The organism is Mycobacterium sp. BMJ-28 (assembly GCF_054404835.1).
In genome coordinates this window covers 2,077,355-2,092,801 of the sequence record NZ_CM136783.1, presented here as the reverse complement: position 1 = coordinate 2,092,801, position 15,447 = coordinate 2,077,355, and the positions used below count along the sequence as shown (strand labels likewise).

Below are 15,447 nucleotides of genomic sequence, written 5' to 3'. Positions count from 1 at the left end.
GAGACGAACCACCGCAGCCCACGAAGCAATGCCTACTCTTCGCCTCATGCCATCTGACGACCTCCCCGCGCTCCTCGCCCGGGCTCGAAGTCACAGCATCGCCGATATTCCCCGCCGCTCGGCACGCAAGCAGCCGGATAAGATCGCCGTCATCGACGGCGACGTGGTGCTCAGTTTCGCCGAATTCGACGAGGCGGTTGATCGCACCGCAGCGGCGCTGCACGAGCGCGGGCTGCACCCAGGTGATCGCGTGGCACTGCTCTCGCGTAACTGTTGGCAATACGCAGTGTTGGCGTTCGCCACCGCCCGCGCCGGCGTGGTGTTGGTCCCGATCAACTTCATGCTCAAACCCGAGGAGGTCTCCTTCATCCTCAGCCATAGCCGGTGCACGGGCTTCATCGTCGAGGCCGATCTGCTCGCCGTCGCCGAGAAGGCGATGGCGCACGGCTCATCGGTGACCGCCAAGGTGGCCGTGATGCCCGCCGGCCAAGAAATCCCCAGCGGCTGGGATGATTTCGACCACTGGCTGGCCACCAGCGCTGCCGTTCCCGATTGCCACTTCGATGATGACCAACTTGTGCGGATCATGTACACCAGCGGTACCGAGTCGCGGCCCAAAGGCGTGATGCACAGCAGCCGCAGCCTGATGGCGCAATACGTCAGCACGATCGTTGCCGGTTCGATGTCCGGCGACGACGTCGAAGTCCACTCGCTACCGCTGTATCACTGCGCTCAACTGGACAACTTTCTGGCCACCGATATCTACCTGGGAGCCACCAGCATCATCGTCCCGCGGCCCGAACCCGATCTAGTGCTACGCACCATCGAACGCTACGGCGTCACCAATTACTTTGCGCCACCAACGGTATGGATCAGTCTGCTCCGCAGCCCGACCTTCGACGAAGTAGATCTGTCCACTCTGCGCAAAGGCTATTACGGCGCCTCCCCGATGCCCACCGAAATTCTGCACGAGATGCGGCAGCGACTGCCGAATCTGCGATTGTGGAACTTTTACGGACAAACCGAGATGGCTCCGCTCGCCTCAGCGTTGGGCCCCGACGAACAGGACACCCACGCCGGGTCCGCGGGACGGCCGGTGGTCAACGTCGAGACGGTCATCCTCGACGGGCGCGATGCCCCCGCGGCACCCGGAACCGTCGGCGAGATCGCGCACCGCAGCCCGCATCTGATGCTCGGTTACCTCGATGACGACGACAAAACCGCCCAGGCGTTCGCGGGCGGCTGGTTTCACTCCGGCGATCTCGGCTTCTACGACGACCACGGCCTTCTGCACGTGGTGGACCGCAAGAAGGACATGATAAAGACTGGTGGCGAGAACGTCGCCAGCCGCGAAGTGGAAGAAGTGTTGTACCGGCACAGCGGTATCGAAGAAGTAGCCGTTTTCGGCATCGCCCATCCGGTGTGGGTGGAAGCCGTGGTCGCTGCCGTCGTAGTCCGCACTGGCGCCGTCGTCACCGAGGACGACGTGCTCGAACACTGCCGCGAGTACCTCGCCGGCTTCAAAACACCTAAACAGGTGTTCTTCATCGACTCACTGCCGAAGAACCCCAGTGGCAAATTGCTCAAACGCGACCTGCGTGAGCAATTCGGCCTCGAGTACACCAGAAAATGAAGGGAATTCACGTGCACAACGGTCCATGGACAGGCCGCATCGCGCGGTTCGACGAGCCAGGCCAGCCGTTTCGCATCGAGACGGTCACCCTTCCCGAAATCGGACCCGGTGAAATCCTGATCCGCGTCTTACGGGCCAATATCTGCGGATCGGATGTGCACGCCTGGCACGGCGCCTTCGCCACCCGGGGCTTGGGCGGACAGCTTCCCACCGTGCTCGGCCACGAGATGGTAGGCGCCGTCCAGAGTCTCGGCGATGGGGTTGCCACCGACTCCAACGGTAGGCCCCTTCGCGAAGGCACCCGGGTCGTCTTTCCCTACTTCTACAGCTGTCACACCTGCCGGAACTGTCTGGCCGGACGTCGCAACGCCTGCCTGAACCTGAAAATGGCGATGCTGGGCCGCGCCGATGAGCCGCCCTACTTCGTAGGCGGGTACGGCGACTACTACGTGCTACCGGCCGGCGCGGTCCTCTACACCGTTCCCGACAGCGTGAACGATGAGATCGCCGCAGGAGCCAATTGTGCTTTGTCACAAGTGATGTACGGTTTGGAGCGCGTCGCTCTGCAGCTCGGTGAGCATGTGGTTGTCCAGGGTGCGGGAGCACTGGGACTGTACGCGGTTGCCGTCGCCAAGGCGCGCGGCGCCGTCAACGTCATCGCCATCGACGCAGTGCCAGAACGGTTGGAGTTGGCCACGGCGTTCGGCGCTGACGCAGTCATCGACCTCAACGAGGTTGCGACGCCCAAAGATCGCGTCAAAGCGGTGCGCAAGCTGACCGACGGCCAGGGCGCCGATGTCGTCGTCGAAGTGGTGGGTCACCCCTCGGCGATCGACGAGGGCCTGCAGATGCTTGCACAGTTCGGCCGCTACGCCGAAATCGGCAATATCAATGTCGGACAGACCTTCGCATTCGACCCGTCCCGCTTCGTGTTCAGCAACAAGACAATGGTGGGAGTTTCCTTGTACGACCCGGCGGTGTTGTCGCGGGCTTTGACCTTCTTGGACAGCCACCAGCATCAGCTTCCGTTTGATCGCCTGGCCGCGGCGTCCTATCCACTCGACGACATCAGTGCGGCCTTCGCCGCCGCTGACGGCAAGCGCGACGTACGCGCCAGCATCGCTCCGTAAGACCGCGAAGGAAGACCATGCCCCAATTCGAACGCTCCACGCTGTTCATCGACGGCCAGTGGGTGACACCGGTCGGCAGCGGCGGCAACGGTGTCGTCGAAGTGATCGACCCGGCCACCGAGAAGGTGATCGGGTATGTGCCCGACGGCGGCACCGCAGACGTCGATGCCGCGGTCGCCGCCGCCCGGCGTGCCTTCGACCCCGCGATCACCGTCACCGAACGCCGAGACCGGTTGCGGCGGGTCATCGACGCGATGGAAAAGCGCCTGCCCGCCATCGCCCACCTCATCACCGCCGAGATGGGTGCCCCGGTGCGCATCGCGCAGACGGTGCAAACCCAGGTGCCGCTGGCAGTGGCCAACGGGTTGGCAGATGTCGTCGACACCTTCGCTTTCGAAGAGCGCATCGGCAACTCGCTGATACTGCGCGAACCGTATGGTGTCGTCGCGGCCATCACCCCGTGGAACTATCCGCTGTATCAGGTGGTCGCCAAGGTGTTGCCGGCCATCGCCGCCGGTTGCACCGTCGTGCTCAAGCCCAGCAATGAGGCGCCATTGTCGGTGTTCGAGTTTGTCGAGGCGTGCCGGGATGCCGGCTTGCCGCCCGGGGTGATCAACATCGTCTCCGGCCCAGGACGGGTCATCGGTGAACACCTGGCGGCGCATCCCGATGTCGACTTCGTATCATTCACCGGGTCAACCGGGGTCGGGACGCGGGTCGGCGAACTGGCCGGCCAGTCGGTCAAGAAGGTCGCACTGGAGCTGGGGGGCAAGTCGGCCAACGTCATCCTCGACGGCGCCGACTTGGCCGTCGCGGTGAGGGTGGGTGTCGGTAACGCGTTTCTCAACGGTGGCCAGACGTGCATGGCCTGGACCAGAATGCTGGTACCGCAGTCCCGTTACGGTGAGGCACTCGATTTGATCGAATCCGCCGTCGCCCGATTCACCGTCGGCGACCCGTGGGATCCGAGCACCCGGATCGGGCCGTCGGCGTCACGGTCCCAGTTCGATACCGTGCGGGGCTTCATCGAGCGGGCCCAACGCGACGGGGCACGTCTGCTCGTTGGCGGCGCCGATGCCCTCCATGCGCGCGGATTCTTTCTGGCGCCTACCGTTTTTGCCGATGTCGATCCCGACTCCGAGCTCGGCCAGGAGGAGGTGTTCGGTCCGGTGTTGGCTGTCATCCCCTACGCCGACCACGACGACGCGCTGCGCATTGCCAACGGCACCCAGTATGGGCTATCCGGTGCGGTGTGGGCGGCCGACGACGACACCGCGATCGCATTCGCCCGCCACGTCCAAACGGGCCAACTGGACATCAACGGCGGCGCCTACAACCCCGCGGCCCCGTTCGGCGGCTACAAGAAATCCGGTATCGGCCGCGAGCTGGGCCGCTTCGGCTTTGAGGAATACCTGCAGACCAAGTCCCTTCAGCTCAAGGAGCGCGGGTGAATTCACCGCTGGACGCCAGTACCGACGGAGCGGTCCAACTCTGGACCATCAACCGCCCCGATGTCGGCAACGCCATCACCGACAGTGACGTCATCGCCTCGTTCGAAGCACAGGTCGATGCAGCCAACCAGGACAACCGGGTTCGGGCGATCATCCTGACCGGTGCCGGAAAGATCTTCTCCGCCGGGGGCAATGTCAAAGAGATGGCTGATCGTTCAGGCATGTTCGGCCTGGATGCCATCGACCAGCGTCGCGCCTACATCGACGGCATCCAGCGGATTCCGCGCGCGTTGGCCCGCTTGGAAGTGCCGCTCATCGCGGCGGTCAACGGGGCCGCCATCGGCGCCGGATGCGATCTGGCCATGATGTGTGACATCCGCATCGCCTCCGAACGAGCCTCGTTCGCGGAAAGCTTCGTGCAGCTGGGTCTGATTCCCGGCGACGGCGGCACCTGGTTCCTGCCGTCGGCCATCGGGTACGCCCGCGCCGCCGAGATGACGTTCACCGGCGAGCGCGTCGATGCGGCCACCGCACTGGAGTGGGGTTTGGTCAACCGAGTAGTGCTGCACGAAGACCTCCTCACGCAAGCCCGCGCACTGGCCGACCGGATCGCGGCCAATCCCCCTCATGCGCTGCGGATGGCCAAGCGGCTGCTGCAGGAGTCCAGGACTGGTTCGCTGGAATCCACGCTGTCCATGGCCGCGGCCATGCAGCCACTTGCCCACCACGACGCCGAACACATGCAGCGCATCGCGAAGTGGAGAACCGCGTGAAGACGGTGCAGACCAGGTTGGTCCCCCCGGCGGGCACGATTGGCACCGCACCCGAACTGCGGGCCGAAGTCCGTGCGTTCCTTGCCGATCAGTTGACGGCGGGTGCGTTCACACCCTCCGTCGACGGCTGGCTCACCGGCTGGGACGAAGACTTCACCAGGGCGCTCGCCGCTCGAGGCTGGCTGGGCCTGACCGTGCCGGAATGCTATGGCGGGCACGGCCGGTCGTTTCACGAGCGCTTTGTGGTGACCGAGGAATTGCTGGCCGGGGGCGCCCCGGTGGCCGCGCACTGGATCGCCGACCGTCAGATTGTGCCGTCACTGCTCAAATACGGTACAGAAGAGCAGAAGTCGACGTTCCTGCCGCGCATCGTGCGTGGCGAATGCTTCTTCGGCATCGGCATGAGCGAGCCCGATTCCGGGTCGGATCTGGCCAGTGTGCGCACCCGCGCGGTACCCGTCGAGGGCGGCTGGTCGCTGACCGGCACCAAAGTGTGGACTTCGGGGGCGCACCGAGCACACGCGTTCATCGTGCTGGCCCGTACCAGCGCGGTCGACCCGGCACACCGGCACGCCGGACTCAGTCAGTTCATCGTCGATCTGCGTGCGCCGGGTGTCGAGATCCGCCCGATCATCGCCATGAACCGTGCACACCATTTCAATGAAGTCGTCCTGGACGAGGTGCTCGTCCCCGACGCCAGGGTGTTCGGACAGATGGGGCAAGGCTGGACACAGGTCACCTCGGAACTGAGCTTCGAACGCAGCGGCCCGGAACGGTTCCTGTCCACCTTTCCGCTGCTGGCCCGCGCCGTCGAGCAATCCGTCGAACGTGGTTCGGTGGACCGAGAATTGGGCAGGCTGGTCGCGCGGGTGGCGGGTCTTCATCACATGTCCACCGCCGTGGCGGGGTCGCTGCAACGCGGTGACACCGCCGACGTGCCCGCCGCCGTGGTGAAGGTCCTCGGCACCACCGTCGAAGGAGATATCGCCGACTTCGCCGATCTGCGCACGGGGGACGACACCGCGCATCCTCAGCAGTGGGCCGATCTGGTCCGATCAGCCGTCGACCAACGTCCCGGTTTCACCTTGCGGGGCGGGACCAACGAGGTACTACGCGGTGTCATCGCGCGGGGATTGGGCATGCGATGAACACCACCGACACACCGATCGCCACGCCGGCGGTGGACGCCGACCTGAAAGCCATGATGGACGGTGTCTTCGCCGAGTACCGCGAACGCAACGTCCAGCGCACCCCAGGGGAACGCATCGGGCTCGACCGCGTGCTGTGGCGGCGCCTCGCCGAACTCGGCCTGGTGCGGCTCACCGGCCCCGAGGAATTCGGGGGCAGCGGCGCGAGTTGGCGCGAGGCATCCGAATTGCTCGAGTCCGCCGTACGTCACGGCGTGCGGCTCCCGCTCGCCGAACACGATCTATTGGCGTGCTGGCTCTGGCAGGCCGGTACCGGACAATCCGTCGACGATGCGGTGCGCGCGGTATGCCTGCTGCCCGGTCCGGGTCGGGCCGGGGCACCGGTGCCGTGGGCAGCCGAGGTGGATCGCATCCTGGTGCTGTGGCCGTCTGGTTCCGGTCATCAACTCGCTGAGGTCGAGACCACCTCGCTCGCGCTCACCCGCGGTACCAATTTGATCGGCGAGCCACGCGACGCGGTGAGTGTTGACACCACCTCGTTGATCGGGCATCTGGTTCCGACCGCCCTGGTCATTCAACTCAAGCAGAAATCAGCGCTGGTGCGGGCCGTGCAGGTGTGCGCCGCACTGGACCGTGCCGTACAGATGTCGATCGAGCATGTGAGTTCTCGGGTGCAATTCGGGCGGCCGCTGGCCAGATTCCAGGCGATCCAGAACCTCATCGCCGACGCCGCGGCGGAGGCAGCACTGGCCCGGGCCACCACCGAGGCCGCGCTGCACACGGCAATCGAAACCGACTGGAGTTCCGAAGTTCTGGACTTTCAGATCGCCACGGCTCGATCCTGCGCGGGCCATGCCGCCTCGGTCATCACCCGCAACAGCCATCAAGTCCACGGTGCGATCGGGACGACGCACGAGCATCGGCTGCACGAATACACCCGGGCCGCATTGGCCTGGCGTTCGGAATCCGGATCGGTCAGCTTCTGGGATGGCCAGGTTGCCGCCGCTGCGATGGCAGCCGGTCAGTCCGGTGTCTGGCAGTTGATCACCGAGGACCGGTGAGCGATCGCGCGGAAGCAACTCGACGAACGTTCCGCTCAACGGTCACGACCGTGTAACCCCAACCACACCCAGGGTTGACTTCTGACATGAGTAACGAGATCACCCTGCCAGAGGTACAGGAATTCATCGCTGGCTTCTGGTACCACTACGACCAAGGCCATTTCGATGAGCTGGCTGTGCGCATCGACGACCAGATGACCTACCTCAGCCGCTCGGATTCCGGGAACTGTCCCTTCGAGCATCTGCTGGCCGCCGAACTCAACGGTGGCCCCGAGACGCTGACCTGGCTCACCACCCACCGCAACGAAAACCCTTATCCCCTGCGCCATCACGCCACCAACATCTTCCGCACGGGCACCGAGGGCGATATCACCAAAGTCCGCTTCTACCTCTACGTCAATCAGGTCACGAACAACGTTCCCTTCGACGTGTCCAGCGGAGTGGTCGATGTCGGCATCCGCCACGACGGGGGACAGCTGGTGTTCACGTCGATGACAGTGGTGCTCGATGCTGAGGACTCGATCTCGTTCGCCGAGCACACCGCAAAGACCTCCGCCAGCGCGCAGCCGGCGTGAACGCCCGGGACGCATTCGGTGGCGGGGTTGCCGTCATCACCGGCGCCGGAGCGGGAATCGGCGCCGGTCTGGCCCGGCACGCCAGCCGGTTGGGGATGACTGTCGTTCTGGTCGATGTCGACACGGCGGCGATCGTGAGTCTCCGTGAAGAGCTCTGCGCGGCTGGCGGTTCCGCCATTGACATGGTGTTCGACGTGCGCGACCCTGATGCAGTCCAAACACTCGCCGACACCGTCTACCGCGACTTCGGGGACGTGCGTCTGCTGGTCAACAACGCCGGTATCGAACAGTTCGGCTATCTCTGGGACACTCCCGTCAGCAATTGGCAACGCGTGGTGGACGTCAACATCAGCGGCGTGTTCTACGGCATCCGCGCGTTCCTACCCAAGATGATGGCCACCGAAGCTCCGGCCTGGGTGTGGAATCTGTCCTCGATCGGTGGAGTCGCCGTTGTTCCCCTGCAGGCGCCTTACATCATGAGCAAGCACGCCGTCCTCGCGTTGACCGAGTGTCTGAGCCTCGAAGTGCAGGCCGCCGGCCACGATCACCACCTGCACGTGCAGGCCGTGCTACCCGGAGCGGTGGTGTCCAACATCTTCGAGTCCGCCGGGGGCGTGCAATCCGGTGATACCAGCGCAGCCGAAGCCCAACGGACCGCCATGCTCGATATCAAGGCCGAGGCCATGGATCCGCTGTCCGCGGCCGAGGTGGTCTTCGAACAGGCCGCGCAGGGCCGGTTCTATCTACTCACCCAGCCCGACTACGTCGGATCGGCCATGTCTGAACGTGCCCGCGTCCTGAGCAGCCAAGAAGCGCCGCGACTACCCACCGGGCGTCGTTTCGATCCCGCTCAGAACTGACATGCGCCCGCCCCAACTGGATCCCGACGCCGCTGCACGGGTGGCCGCAATAGGCGAGCTGCCGCCGATGCGGACCCGCGGCCTGGCGACCGTGCGGGCTGGGATCGAATCCGCACCCCACCCGAAAATGCCTTCCATGGCAGCTGTAGAGGACCTCACCGCGCCCGGGCCTGCCGGTCCGATTCCAGTCCGCATCTACCGGCCCAGCACTCAACCGCGCCCACCGGTGTTGGTCTACTTCCACGGCGGCGGACTCGTGATGGGCTCCAATCATTCCTTCGAGCCGTTGGCCCGCGAACTCGCCCACGCCAGCGGCGCCGCGGTCGCCGCCGTCGACTACCGCCTCGCGCCGGAATCTCCACCGCCGGCGCAATTCGACGATGCGTACGCGGCGACCGAATGGGTCGCAGCACACGCTCATGACCTCGGCCTCGATGCCGACCGGCTGGCAGTCGTCGGGGACAGTGCAGGCGGATCGCTGGCTGCCGCAGTCTCTTTGGCCGCGCGTGACCACGATGGCCCAACCATCGCCGCACAGGTGCTGTTGTATCCCGGCCTGGACCGTGACATGGGCGCACCCTCGATCACGTCGATGCCCGACGCCCCCATGCTGAGCCATGACGACATCACCTATTTGCACGAAATGGTCGACCGCGGGGCAGGTACACCACACTCCCCTTATCAGGTCCCGGCGTATGCCACCGATCTCAGCGATCTGCCGGCGGCCATCGTCGTCACCGGTGAGTGTGATCCGATCCGCGACTGGGGCGAACGCTACGCCGCCCGTCTCCGTAATGCCGGAGTGCACACGACGTTCACCCGTTATCCCGGTGTCTATCACGGCTTCCTGATGCGCTCGGACACAACTGCCCGCGGCCGTCTGGCCATGGCTGAAACCGGCGCTTTGCTCCGCGCCAAGCTCTCCCACCCCGTCCCCACCGAACCGGTGTCCCGTTGAACGGACGTTCGCCGCGGCAGCAGCCGTCGGGCTGCCCACAATCGACAACCTCACCACCGAAGGAGAAAACGATGCTGACCGATGAGCGACGCCGTGAACTATCCGACGTCCTACGGCCCGTCGCACCGCCACGCGAGATCACCGAGGTCTACACCGACGATCAGCGTCAGCGGCTCCTCGACGTCGTTCGGACGCAAGGGCCGTGGAGCCTGATCATCGCCCAGCACTTCGCCTCCGCGGATGAGCTGATGGCCACAATGAGCGGCGCCTTCCCGGAAGGGTTCACCCCATCCTTGGACCTGTTCCTCACCCCAACCTTCCGCGGCTACCTGGCCAACTACGGCGCGGCGCTGTATCCCGAACTGCATGATTGCTTCTACAACGCGACCTTCGTGGAACACGCGAAGAGCTACTGGAACGCCGAGTACGCCAAGCCAGAACTCATGCTGTTCAACATCAACGGTCCCTGCGCCAACCGCGACCCCGGCCACCTGGACTCCCCCAGCTTCCGCGGCGTACGTCACGAGAACGCCCCCACCTGGCTGTGCAGCGTAATGGGCAAGTCCGGCTTGTTCGCCGACTACCTGGTCAAGATGGCCCAGGTGATCACCTGGTTTTCCCTGGATGAGAGCTCCGGGTTCACCTACTGGCCGGACGGCCCACTGAAGACGCCCGCACGGGTGCTGCCACCGATCAACAACCGCGGCGTCGTGGTGCAGAACGAGATGATGGTGCATCGCGGCGAAGCCAATGGCCCACTGGAGCAACAGATTCCGCCTGGACTGACCTTCGACACCGTGTTCACCGGTGATCCGGCTGATCGCAACCAGTGGCTGCTGAAGAACGGCGACAAGGTCATCGCCCGTCACCAGACCAACGAGCTGCGATTCCTGGTTCATTGGTCGGCCGAGGTCTTCACAGACTACGAGGAGCTCAAGAAGAACATGGACGGGTCCGCCGACATCACAATCGAGCGTGCCATCGGCATGATGGTCGATGATCTCGCCGGCAAGGGTATCAAGCTCGACGTGCCGGGCGAACCGCTTCACGACCCGCAGTTCATCGGCGCGCTCAACGCTGCCTACGACCTGGGCGGCCCGTCGAGCTACCCGGACGCCGCTCCCTTGAGCGCATTCCAATTCGCCTGAACAGATTGAGGAATACTCCGATGGAACGCTTCTCTGACCGCCGCGTCATCGTCACCGGCGCGGGCTCTGGTATCGGTGCGGCCACCGTGGCCCGCCTGCTCGACGAAGGGGCAACTGTTGCCGCATTCGATATCTCGGCCGACGGACTTGCCGCCACCGCGGCTGCCGCCGAACTCGCCGGCACCTCCAAGAGCCTCACCACTGCAGTCCTCGATATCTCGTGTGAAGACGGCGTCGTCGCCGGCGTCGACGCCGCCGTGTCTGAACTCGGCGGCCTTGAGGTGCTGGTCAATGTCGCTGCGATGCAAACGTGTTCGCATACCCACGAAACGACGCTCGACGACTGGAATCGCACTCTGGCGGTCAACCTCACCGGTACCTTTCTCGTGACTCGGCAAGCATTGCCGGCATTGCTGGATTCCGGCCGGGGTGTCGTGGTGAATTTCACCTCCACCGCAGCCACATTCGCCCATCCCTACATGGCGGCCTACGCGGCCAGCAAGGGCGGCATCTTGAGCTTCACGCACGCGTTGGCGCTCGAATACTCAAAGCAGGGCCTGCGGGCTGTCAACATCCAGCCGGGCGGAGTGTCGACTGCGCTCGCCAACAGCACCCTGGACAAGATGCCCGAAGGTTACGACCTCGGGCTGTGGGCGAAGCAGACCCCGCTGCTGCACGGCACCGAGAACGCAATCCTCGGCGATCCCAGCGCGGTCGCCTCGGTGATCGCGCTGGTGGCCTCAGACGACGGTGCATTCATCACCGGTACCGAGATCCGGGTCGACGGCGGCGCACACGCCTGATGACGTGAAGTCGCTGTCTTGGTGACGCCACTGACATCACAACGAACCGTCGCGGCCCTTTCCAACACCACGAGGCCGTCACTCGCTCTGAAAGGGATCGCGTCGTGCAGCTGGACAGCCAAGTAAGGACGCTGCTCGATGAACGACACATCGAGCGCGCCCTCACCACTTTCGCAAGAGCGATGGACGATCGCGACTGGGCGGCCATGGCTGACATCCTCGCCTCCGACGCTCAAGGTGATTTCGGCAACGGACGGTTGGTCGGAAGCGACGCAATCATCAGGATGATTCGCGGCTTCCTCGAAAGTTGCGGTACCACACAACACTTGCTGGGGAACGTGGCGGTCGAGGTATCCGGAGATTCAGCCGTCAGCCGTGCCTACGTTCGCGACCTACACCTGAATGCACACGATGACCCGTCGACGCGCTTCTATACGGTCGGCGACTACCAGGACACGTGGCGACGTCGTTCTGATGGTTCTTGGTGCTTGGTGGAGCGGATCAAAGCCAATCGCGCCTACATCGGAACCATGCAAGTGTTCGAGAGTTAGTTTTCTCGCCGCTCGACTCCGGCCAGCGCTCCTTTGCCATGCCCTGGTCGATGACGCTCGCCAACTGCTCAGGGTTGGCGGGCATCGTCGACCAGGAAGTGTTGCAGCGCAGCCTACTTCGACACTGTTACGTCCATCAACGGGATCCGCTCCATCGCGGTGGCACGCGGATCCGGTGCGGCCGCCGCAGCGGCGTGGTTCTCCTCACCCCGGGTATAGGTCCACACACAGAACGGCTCGCCTTGGGCGAATTTGAAGTCCTTGGGCGGCAAGTTGATGGCCAGGGTGCAGCCCGGGAAGAACGGAGCCGAGATGCGTTGTTCAAATGTGCAGTTCATCCACGCCCTCGCCGGCGGGTAGAGGCCTTCGTCGGTGTACTTCTGCAGCACCTCGCAGCGGCGCATGTTCAGGACCACGTGGTCGGGGTTGTACACAATGTACTCGCCGCCGTAGCCCAACGTGCCGTCAATACTCAGGACCGCGAGCTTGAGGAAGTCGACGACATGCACGGGCTCGATCTTGAAGACCTTGGCCAGCTTCGGGTACTGATAGTCGATGATCAACTGATACATATCGGGCAGGCCGAGCCAGACTTCTTCTTCCGGGATGATCTTCGTCCACTGGTCGATGAAGTAGTTGTGGCCCTTGAGGTACTGATCCCAGTACGTCTTGATCAGCCGGATCAACGCTGGTTTGGTGAAGTCCTCCGTCTGCACGTCGAAGGGAATGGCCTGGTATTGAGCGTCCTTCCAATCCCAGCCCGGCGGGGCCAGATAGCGCCCCATCGGAAGCACCTGGCGCATGCCCGCTCGCGAAACCTCGGCGGCGACGTCCATGGCGGCATTGATGCCGACCTTCTCCGAGTAGATCTTGACATGGGCATACGGCATGAAGTTCAAGACGTCCTCGAACACGCGCGCCAGGCCGAGCAGGAAGTCGCGTGAAAAGTCCTGGACATTTCCGACCTTCCCCATGAACTCGTGGGTGTAGTCGTCGTAGTTCAGTTCCTCGGTATCGACGGTCATCGATTCTCCTTTGTGAGCTGCGGTGGCCATGTACTGGCTGGACGGCGGGCTGGGCTGAGACACCCCGCCCATGGTCGTGTCAGTTTCAGCACATATGGCAGAATCTGACAGACGTGAAACTAGTGCCCGAGCAACCATGATCACTGCAGGATTCCCGATGACCGGGAGGTTAGACACGAGCCGGGGACGAAGATCCATGCGCTGGTCAATAGGATCAGAGGCGCTGTTCAACAGGGGGGGCCGCCACGTGAACGCACCGCGCAAACCGGCGACGCTGACCGAGCGTCGGGCCGAAGAGCTACGGCTGGACATCGCTCTCGCAGCCCGCGACATCTTCTTGGCGGAAGGTTCGACATCGGCAACCGTGGACCGAATCTGTGCGGCCGTGGGAATCGCGGCGCGCACATTTCACCGCCACTTTCCGGTCAAGGAAGACGTGATACTGCCGCTGTTCCGTGAGTTCGGCACACTGAGCGTGCAGGTCCTGGCCGACGCCCAGGAACAGGATGATGCCGTAGACACCCTAGTCGAGGCGTTCAGTACCGAAGTGCCCCGGCGCGGGCGCGTTGAGATGGACCGCACCTTCATGGCGCTGGTCATCAACGATCCGCAGTACCGGCTGAGATGGCTGGACTGGGGTCAAGACCTGGTCGAACCGATCACGGACTTCCTAGACACACGGTTCGACCTCGGTGCCGATCCCTTCATCCGGCAGCTACCGGCGCAGTTCGTCATCCAGGCTTGTCGGCACGCCTACATCCACTGGGTCGAGGACGGCAACTTTACGAATCTGCGGTCGGCGCTACGAGCCGGAATGCGCATGATCGTTGCGCCCCTGAGACCGGCTCATGCTCAGTAAATCCCCGATACGCCAACGGCAGTCAGCGACGCATCAGAGACCACCGTCATCGACCATCGGCAGTATGCCGGCGCGTACGGCATCGACAATCGATCCGGTGAGTGCCGAACATGCCAGGAACAGATTGCTGCCGGCTTGCGCGGCCAATTGTTCTGCCCTACAGCGTTCTTCACACAGTGTCAAAGCCTGATCTGTCCACTGGACGCTGGTTTGGTTCCAGCTGCTCTTGCGCGCTTGGACTTCCACCCCGCAGCGCCGACAGTTCACCGGCACCATCGGGGCGTCCTCCAAGCGGTTGTCTGCGCGAACGGTCATCCCACCGGCCCGGACGTGGTCGCGCGAGCCGCGAGGTTGGCTTCCACTTCCTTCATCCAGGCTTCGGTCGGACGAGTGGTGTCCAGCTCGAATTCGAAGCGGTCGACCATGTCCGGCGTCACGCCGGCGGCATCGACGTAGAACTGTTCGTACCAGCGTCGCAGCTGGTACACCGGACCGTCCTCCTCGACCAGCAGCGGATTGTCGATCCGGGTTTTGTTGCGCCAGATTTCGACATCTTGTTCAAAGCCCATTTTCACGAAATCGCCCAAGGCGATTGCCATCTGGGTGGCCATTTCGTCGGGCATGAACGTGTTCTTTTCCACGACGATGCCGTACTGCAGCACAAAGGAGTTCGCGTCGATCGGATAGTGGCAGTTGATCAGGACGGTGCGCTGGTCGAATTCGGCGTAATGATAGGTCAGGTCATCGATCATGAAGGACGGACCGTGGTAAGACGCCAAAGACGTGGTTCCCAAAATCTTCGAGCCTTCCGGGTCGCCGACGTCTGGACGGCCGGCGCTCTTCATGTATTGGGTCGCGACGTGACCTTGGAAGATGTTCTTGAAATATGTTGGGAGGGAGCCATGGATGTAGAAGAAGTGCGCCATGTCGACGACGTTGTCGATGATCTCGCGGCAGTTCGTATTCACCACAGTCGTGTACCAGTGCCAGTCAGTCCAGCCGTCGCTGGTGGCACCTTCGATGTGCGGAATAGTGACATCGGCCGGGGGCGCCTTGCGTTCCGCGTCATTCCACACGAACAGCATCCCGTCCTGCTGCAATGTCGGCCAGGACGCCGTCCGGGCCAATCGCGGCGTGCGTTTGCTGTAGGGCACCGACTTGCAGCGGCCGTCCCCGCCCCAGCGCCAATCATGGAACGGGCAGGCGATCTGATTGCCCTTCACGGTGCCCTGGGACAGATCGCCCCCCATGTGCCGGCAATATCCGTCGAGCACGTTGATCATGCCATCCTCGCCCCGGAACACCACCAGCTTCTGCCCGAAAGCATTGACCTGATGTGGTTGTCCGTCCCCGAAGTCGCGGATCAAGCCCAGGCAGTGCCATCCGCGGGCGAATCTGGTGGGTGCTGATCCGGCCTCGATCAGCCGGATCTCGCCGGCTTCGGCGTGCGTGGTCATCTGCGGTCCGTCCTT

16 protein-coding genes are annotated in these 15,447 nt (G+C 63.8%); 13 read left to right on the top strand and 3 right to left on the bottom strand.

Annotation, left to right across the window (positions count from 1 at the left end):
• The first annotated feature begins 46 nt into the window (after positions 1–46).
• The 12 genes from ACXPWS_RS10345 to ACXPWS_RS10290 all read left to right on the top strand — a co-directional run bounded on the left by ACXPWS_RS10345 (position 47) and on the right by ACXPWS_RS10290 (position 12,091).
• Positions 47–1,633: an acyl-CoA synthetase gene (locus tag ACXPWS_RS10345; protein ID WP_458712349.1), complete on the top strand. Its 1,587-nt coding sequence runs from the start codon at positions 47–49 to the stop codon at positions 1,631–1,633.
• Between the two features lie 11 nt (positions 1,634–1,644).
• Positions 1,645–2,763 (top strand): zinc-binding dehydrogenase, encoded by a 1,119-nt coding sequence (locus ACXPWS_RS10340; protein WP_458712348.1) that lies wholly within the window; start codon positions 1,645–1,647, stop codon positions 2,761–2,763.
• A gap of 17 nt (positions 2,764–2,780) precedes the next feature.
• On the top strand, positions 2,781–4,214 hold the full coding sequence (locus ACXPWS_RS10335; RefSeq protein ID WP_458712347.1) for an aldehyde dehydrogenase family protein: 1,434 nt from the start codon (positions 2,781–2,783) through the stop codon (positions 4,212–4,214).
• Positions 4,211–4,987: a crotonase/enoyl-CoA hydratase family protein gene (locus ACXPWS_RS10330; RefSeq protein ID WP_458712346.1), complete on the top strand. Its 777-nt coding sequence runs from the start codon at positions 4,211–4,213 to the stop codon at positions 4,985–4,987. Before ACXPWS_RS10335 ends, ACXPWS_RS10330 begins: the two co-directional genes overlap by 4 nt.
• Positions 4,984–6,135, top strand: a complete 1,152-nt coding sequence (locus tag ACXPWS_RS10325; RefSeq protein ID WP_458712345.1) for an acyl-CoA dehydrogenase family protein — start codon at positions 4,984–4,986, stop codon at positions 6,133–6,135. The genes ACXPWS_RS10330 and ACXPWS_RS10325 overlap by 4 nt, the downstream gene beginning before the upstream one ends.
• Positions 6,132–7,196 carry an acyl-CoA dehydrogenase family protein gene (locus tag ACXPWS_RS10320; RefSeq protein WP_458712344.1) on the top strand — a complete coding sequence of 355 codons (1,065 nt, stop codon included), beginning with the start codon at positions 6,132–6,134 and terminating at the stop codon, positions 7,194–7,196. The genes ACXPWS_RS10325 and ACXPWS_RS10320 overlap by 4 nt, the downstream gene beginning before the upstream one ends.
• Positions 7,197–7,282: 86 nt before the next feature.
• Positions 7,283–7,771: a polyketide cyclase gene (locus ACXPWS_RS10315; RefSeq protein ID WP_458712343.1), complete on the top strand. Its 489-nt coding sequence runs from the start codon at positions 7,283–7,285 to the stop codon at positions 7,769–7,771.
• Positions 7,768–8,631, top strand: coding sequence for an SDR family oxidoreductase (locus ACXPWS_RS10310; RefSeq protein ID WP_458712342.1), 864 nt, complete (start codon positions 7,768–7,770; stop codon positions 8,629–8,631). Before ACXPWS_RS10315 ends, ACXPWS_RS10310 begins: the two co-directional genes overlap by 4 nt.
• 1 nt (position 8,632) lies before the next feature.
• On the top strand, positions 8,633–9,589 hold the full coding sequence (locus ACXPWS_RS10305; protein WP_458712341.1) for an alpha/beta hydrolase: 957 nt from the start codon (positions 8,633–8,635) through the stop codon (positions 9,587–9,589).
• Positions 9,590–9,660: 71 nt separating this feature from the next.
• The gene (locus ACXPWS_RS10300; protein WP_458712340.1) at positions 9,661–10,737 is read left to right on the top strand and encodes a hypothetical protein; all 1,077 of its coding nucleotides are present in this window, start codon (positions 9,661–9,663) and stop codon (positions 10,735–10,737) included.
• A 20-nt stretch (positions 10,738–10,757) separates the two neighbouring features.
• Complete coding sequence (locus tag ACXPWS_RS10295; RefSeq protein ID WP_458712339.1) at positions 10,758–11,540, top strand: SDR family NAD(P)-dependent oxidoreductase; 783 nt, start codon at positions 10,758–10,760, stop codon at positions 11,538–11,540.
• A 104-nt stretch (positions 11,541–11,644) separates the two neighbouring features.
• Complete coding sequence (locus ACXPWS_RS10290; protein WP_458712338.1) at positions 11,645–12,091, top strand: nuclear transport factor 2 family protein; 447 nt, start codon at positions 11,645–11,647, stop codon at positions 12,089–12,091.
• Positions 12,092–12,204: 113 nt separating this feature from the next.
• Here ACXPWS_RS10290 and ACXPWS_RS10285 read toward each other — a convergent pair whose 3' ends face one another.
• Entirely contained in the window at positions 12,205–13,116 is a 912-nt protein-coding gene (locus tag ACXPWS_RS10285; protein WP_458712337.1) for a hypothetical protein, read from the bottom strand.
• Between the two features lie 136 nt (positions 13,117–13,252).
• On the opposite strand from ACXPWS_RS10285, the gene ACXPWS_RS10280 reads away from it, so the two are divergent.
• A complete protein-coding gene (locus ACXPWS_RS10280) occupies positions 13,253–13,975 on the top strand; it encodes a TetR/AcrR family transcriptional regulator (protein ID WP_458712336.1) in 723 nt (240 codons plus the stop codon).
• A gap of 33 nt (positions 13,976–14,008) precedes the next feature.
• Here the strand turns inward: ACXPWS_RS10280 and ACXPWS_RS10275 are convergent, their stop codons facing one another.
• Positions 14,009–14,290, bottom strand: a complete 282-nt coding sequence (locus ACXPWS_RS10275; protein ID WP_458712335.1) for a ferredoxin — start codon at positions 14,288–14,290, stop codon at positions 14,009–14,011.
• On the bottom strand, positions 14,287–15,432 hold the full coding sequence (locus ACXPWS_RS10270) for a Rieske 2Fe-2S domain-containing protein (RefSeq protein ID WP_458712334.1): 1,146 nt from the start codon (positions 15,430–15,432) through the stop codon (positions 14,287–14,289). The genes ACXPWS_RS10275 and ACXPWS_RS10270 overlap by 4 nt, the downstream gene beginning before the upstream one ends.
• Positions 15,433–15,447: the final 15 nt, after the last annotated feature.

Excerpts from the sequence above, each read along its gene's own strand:
- ACXPWS_RS10345 (WP_458712349.1), top strand. The coding sequence starts at position 47 with ATGCCATCTGACGACCTCCCCGCGCTCCTCGCCCGGGCTCGAAGTCAC.
- ACXPWS_RS10335 (WP_458712347.1), top strand. The coding sequence starts at position 2,781 with ATGCCCCAATTCGAACGCTCCACGCTGTTCATCGACGGCCAGTGGGTG.
- ACXPWS_RS10320 (WP_458712344.1), top strand. The coding sequence starts at position 6,132 with ATGAACACCACCGACACACCGATCGCCACGCCGGCGGTGGACGCCGAC.
- ACXPWS_RS10315 (WP_458712343.1), top strand. The coding sequence starts at position 7,283 with ATGAGTAACGAGATCACCCTGCCAGAGGTACAGGAATTCATCGCTGGC.
- ACXPWS_RS10305 (WP_458712341.1), top strand. The coding sequence starts at position 8,633 with ATGCGCCCGCCCCAACTGGATCCCGACGCCGCTGCACGGGTGGCCGCA.
- ACXPWS_RS10300 (WP_458712340.1), top strand. The coding sequence starts at position 9,661 with ATGCTGACCGATGAGCGACGCCGTGAACTATCCGACGTCCTACGGCCC.
- ACXPWS_RS10295 (WP_458712339.1), top strand. The coding sequence starts at position 10,758 with ATGGAACGCTTCTCTGACCGCCGCGTCATCGTCACCGGCGCGGGCTCT.
- ACXPWS_RS10285 (WP_458712337.1), bottom strand. The coding sequence starts at position 13,116 with ATGACCGTCGATACCGAGGAACTGAACTACGACGACTACACCCACGAG.
- ACXPWS_RS10280 (WP_458712336.1), top strand. The coding sequence starts at position 13,253 with ATGATCACTGCAGGATTCCCGATGACCGGGAGGTTAGACACGAGCCGG.
- ACXPWS_RS10275 (WP_458712335.1), bottom strand. The coding sequence starts at position 14,290 with ATGACCGTTCGCGCAGACAACCGCTTGGAGGACGCCCCGATGGTGCCG.
- ACXPWS_RS10270 (WP_458712334.1), bottom strand. The coding sequence starts at position 15,432 with ATGACCACGCACGCCGAAGCCGGCGAGATCCGGCTGATCGAGGCCGGA.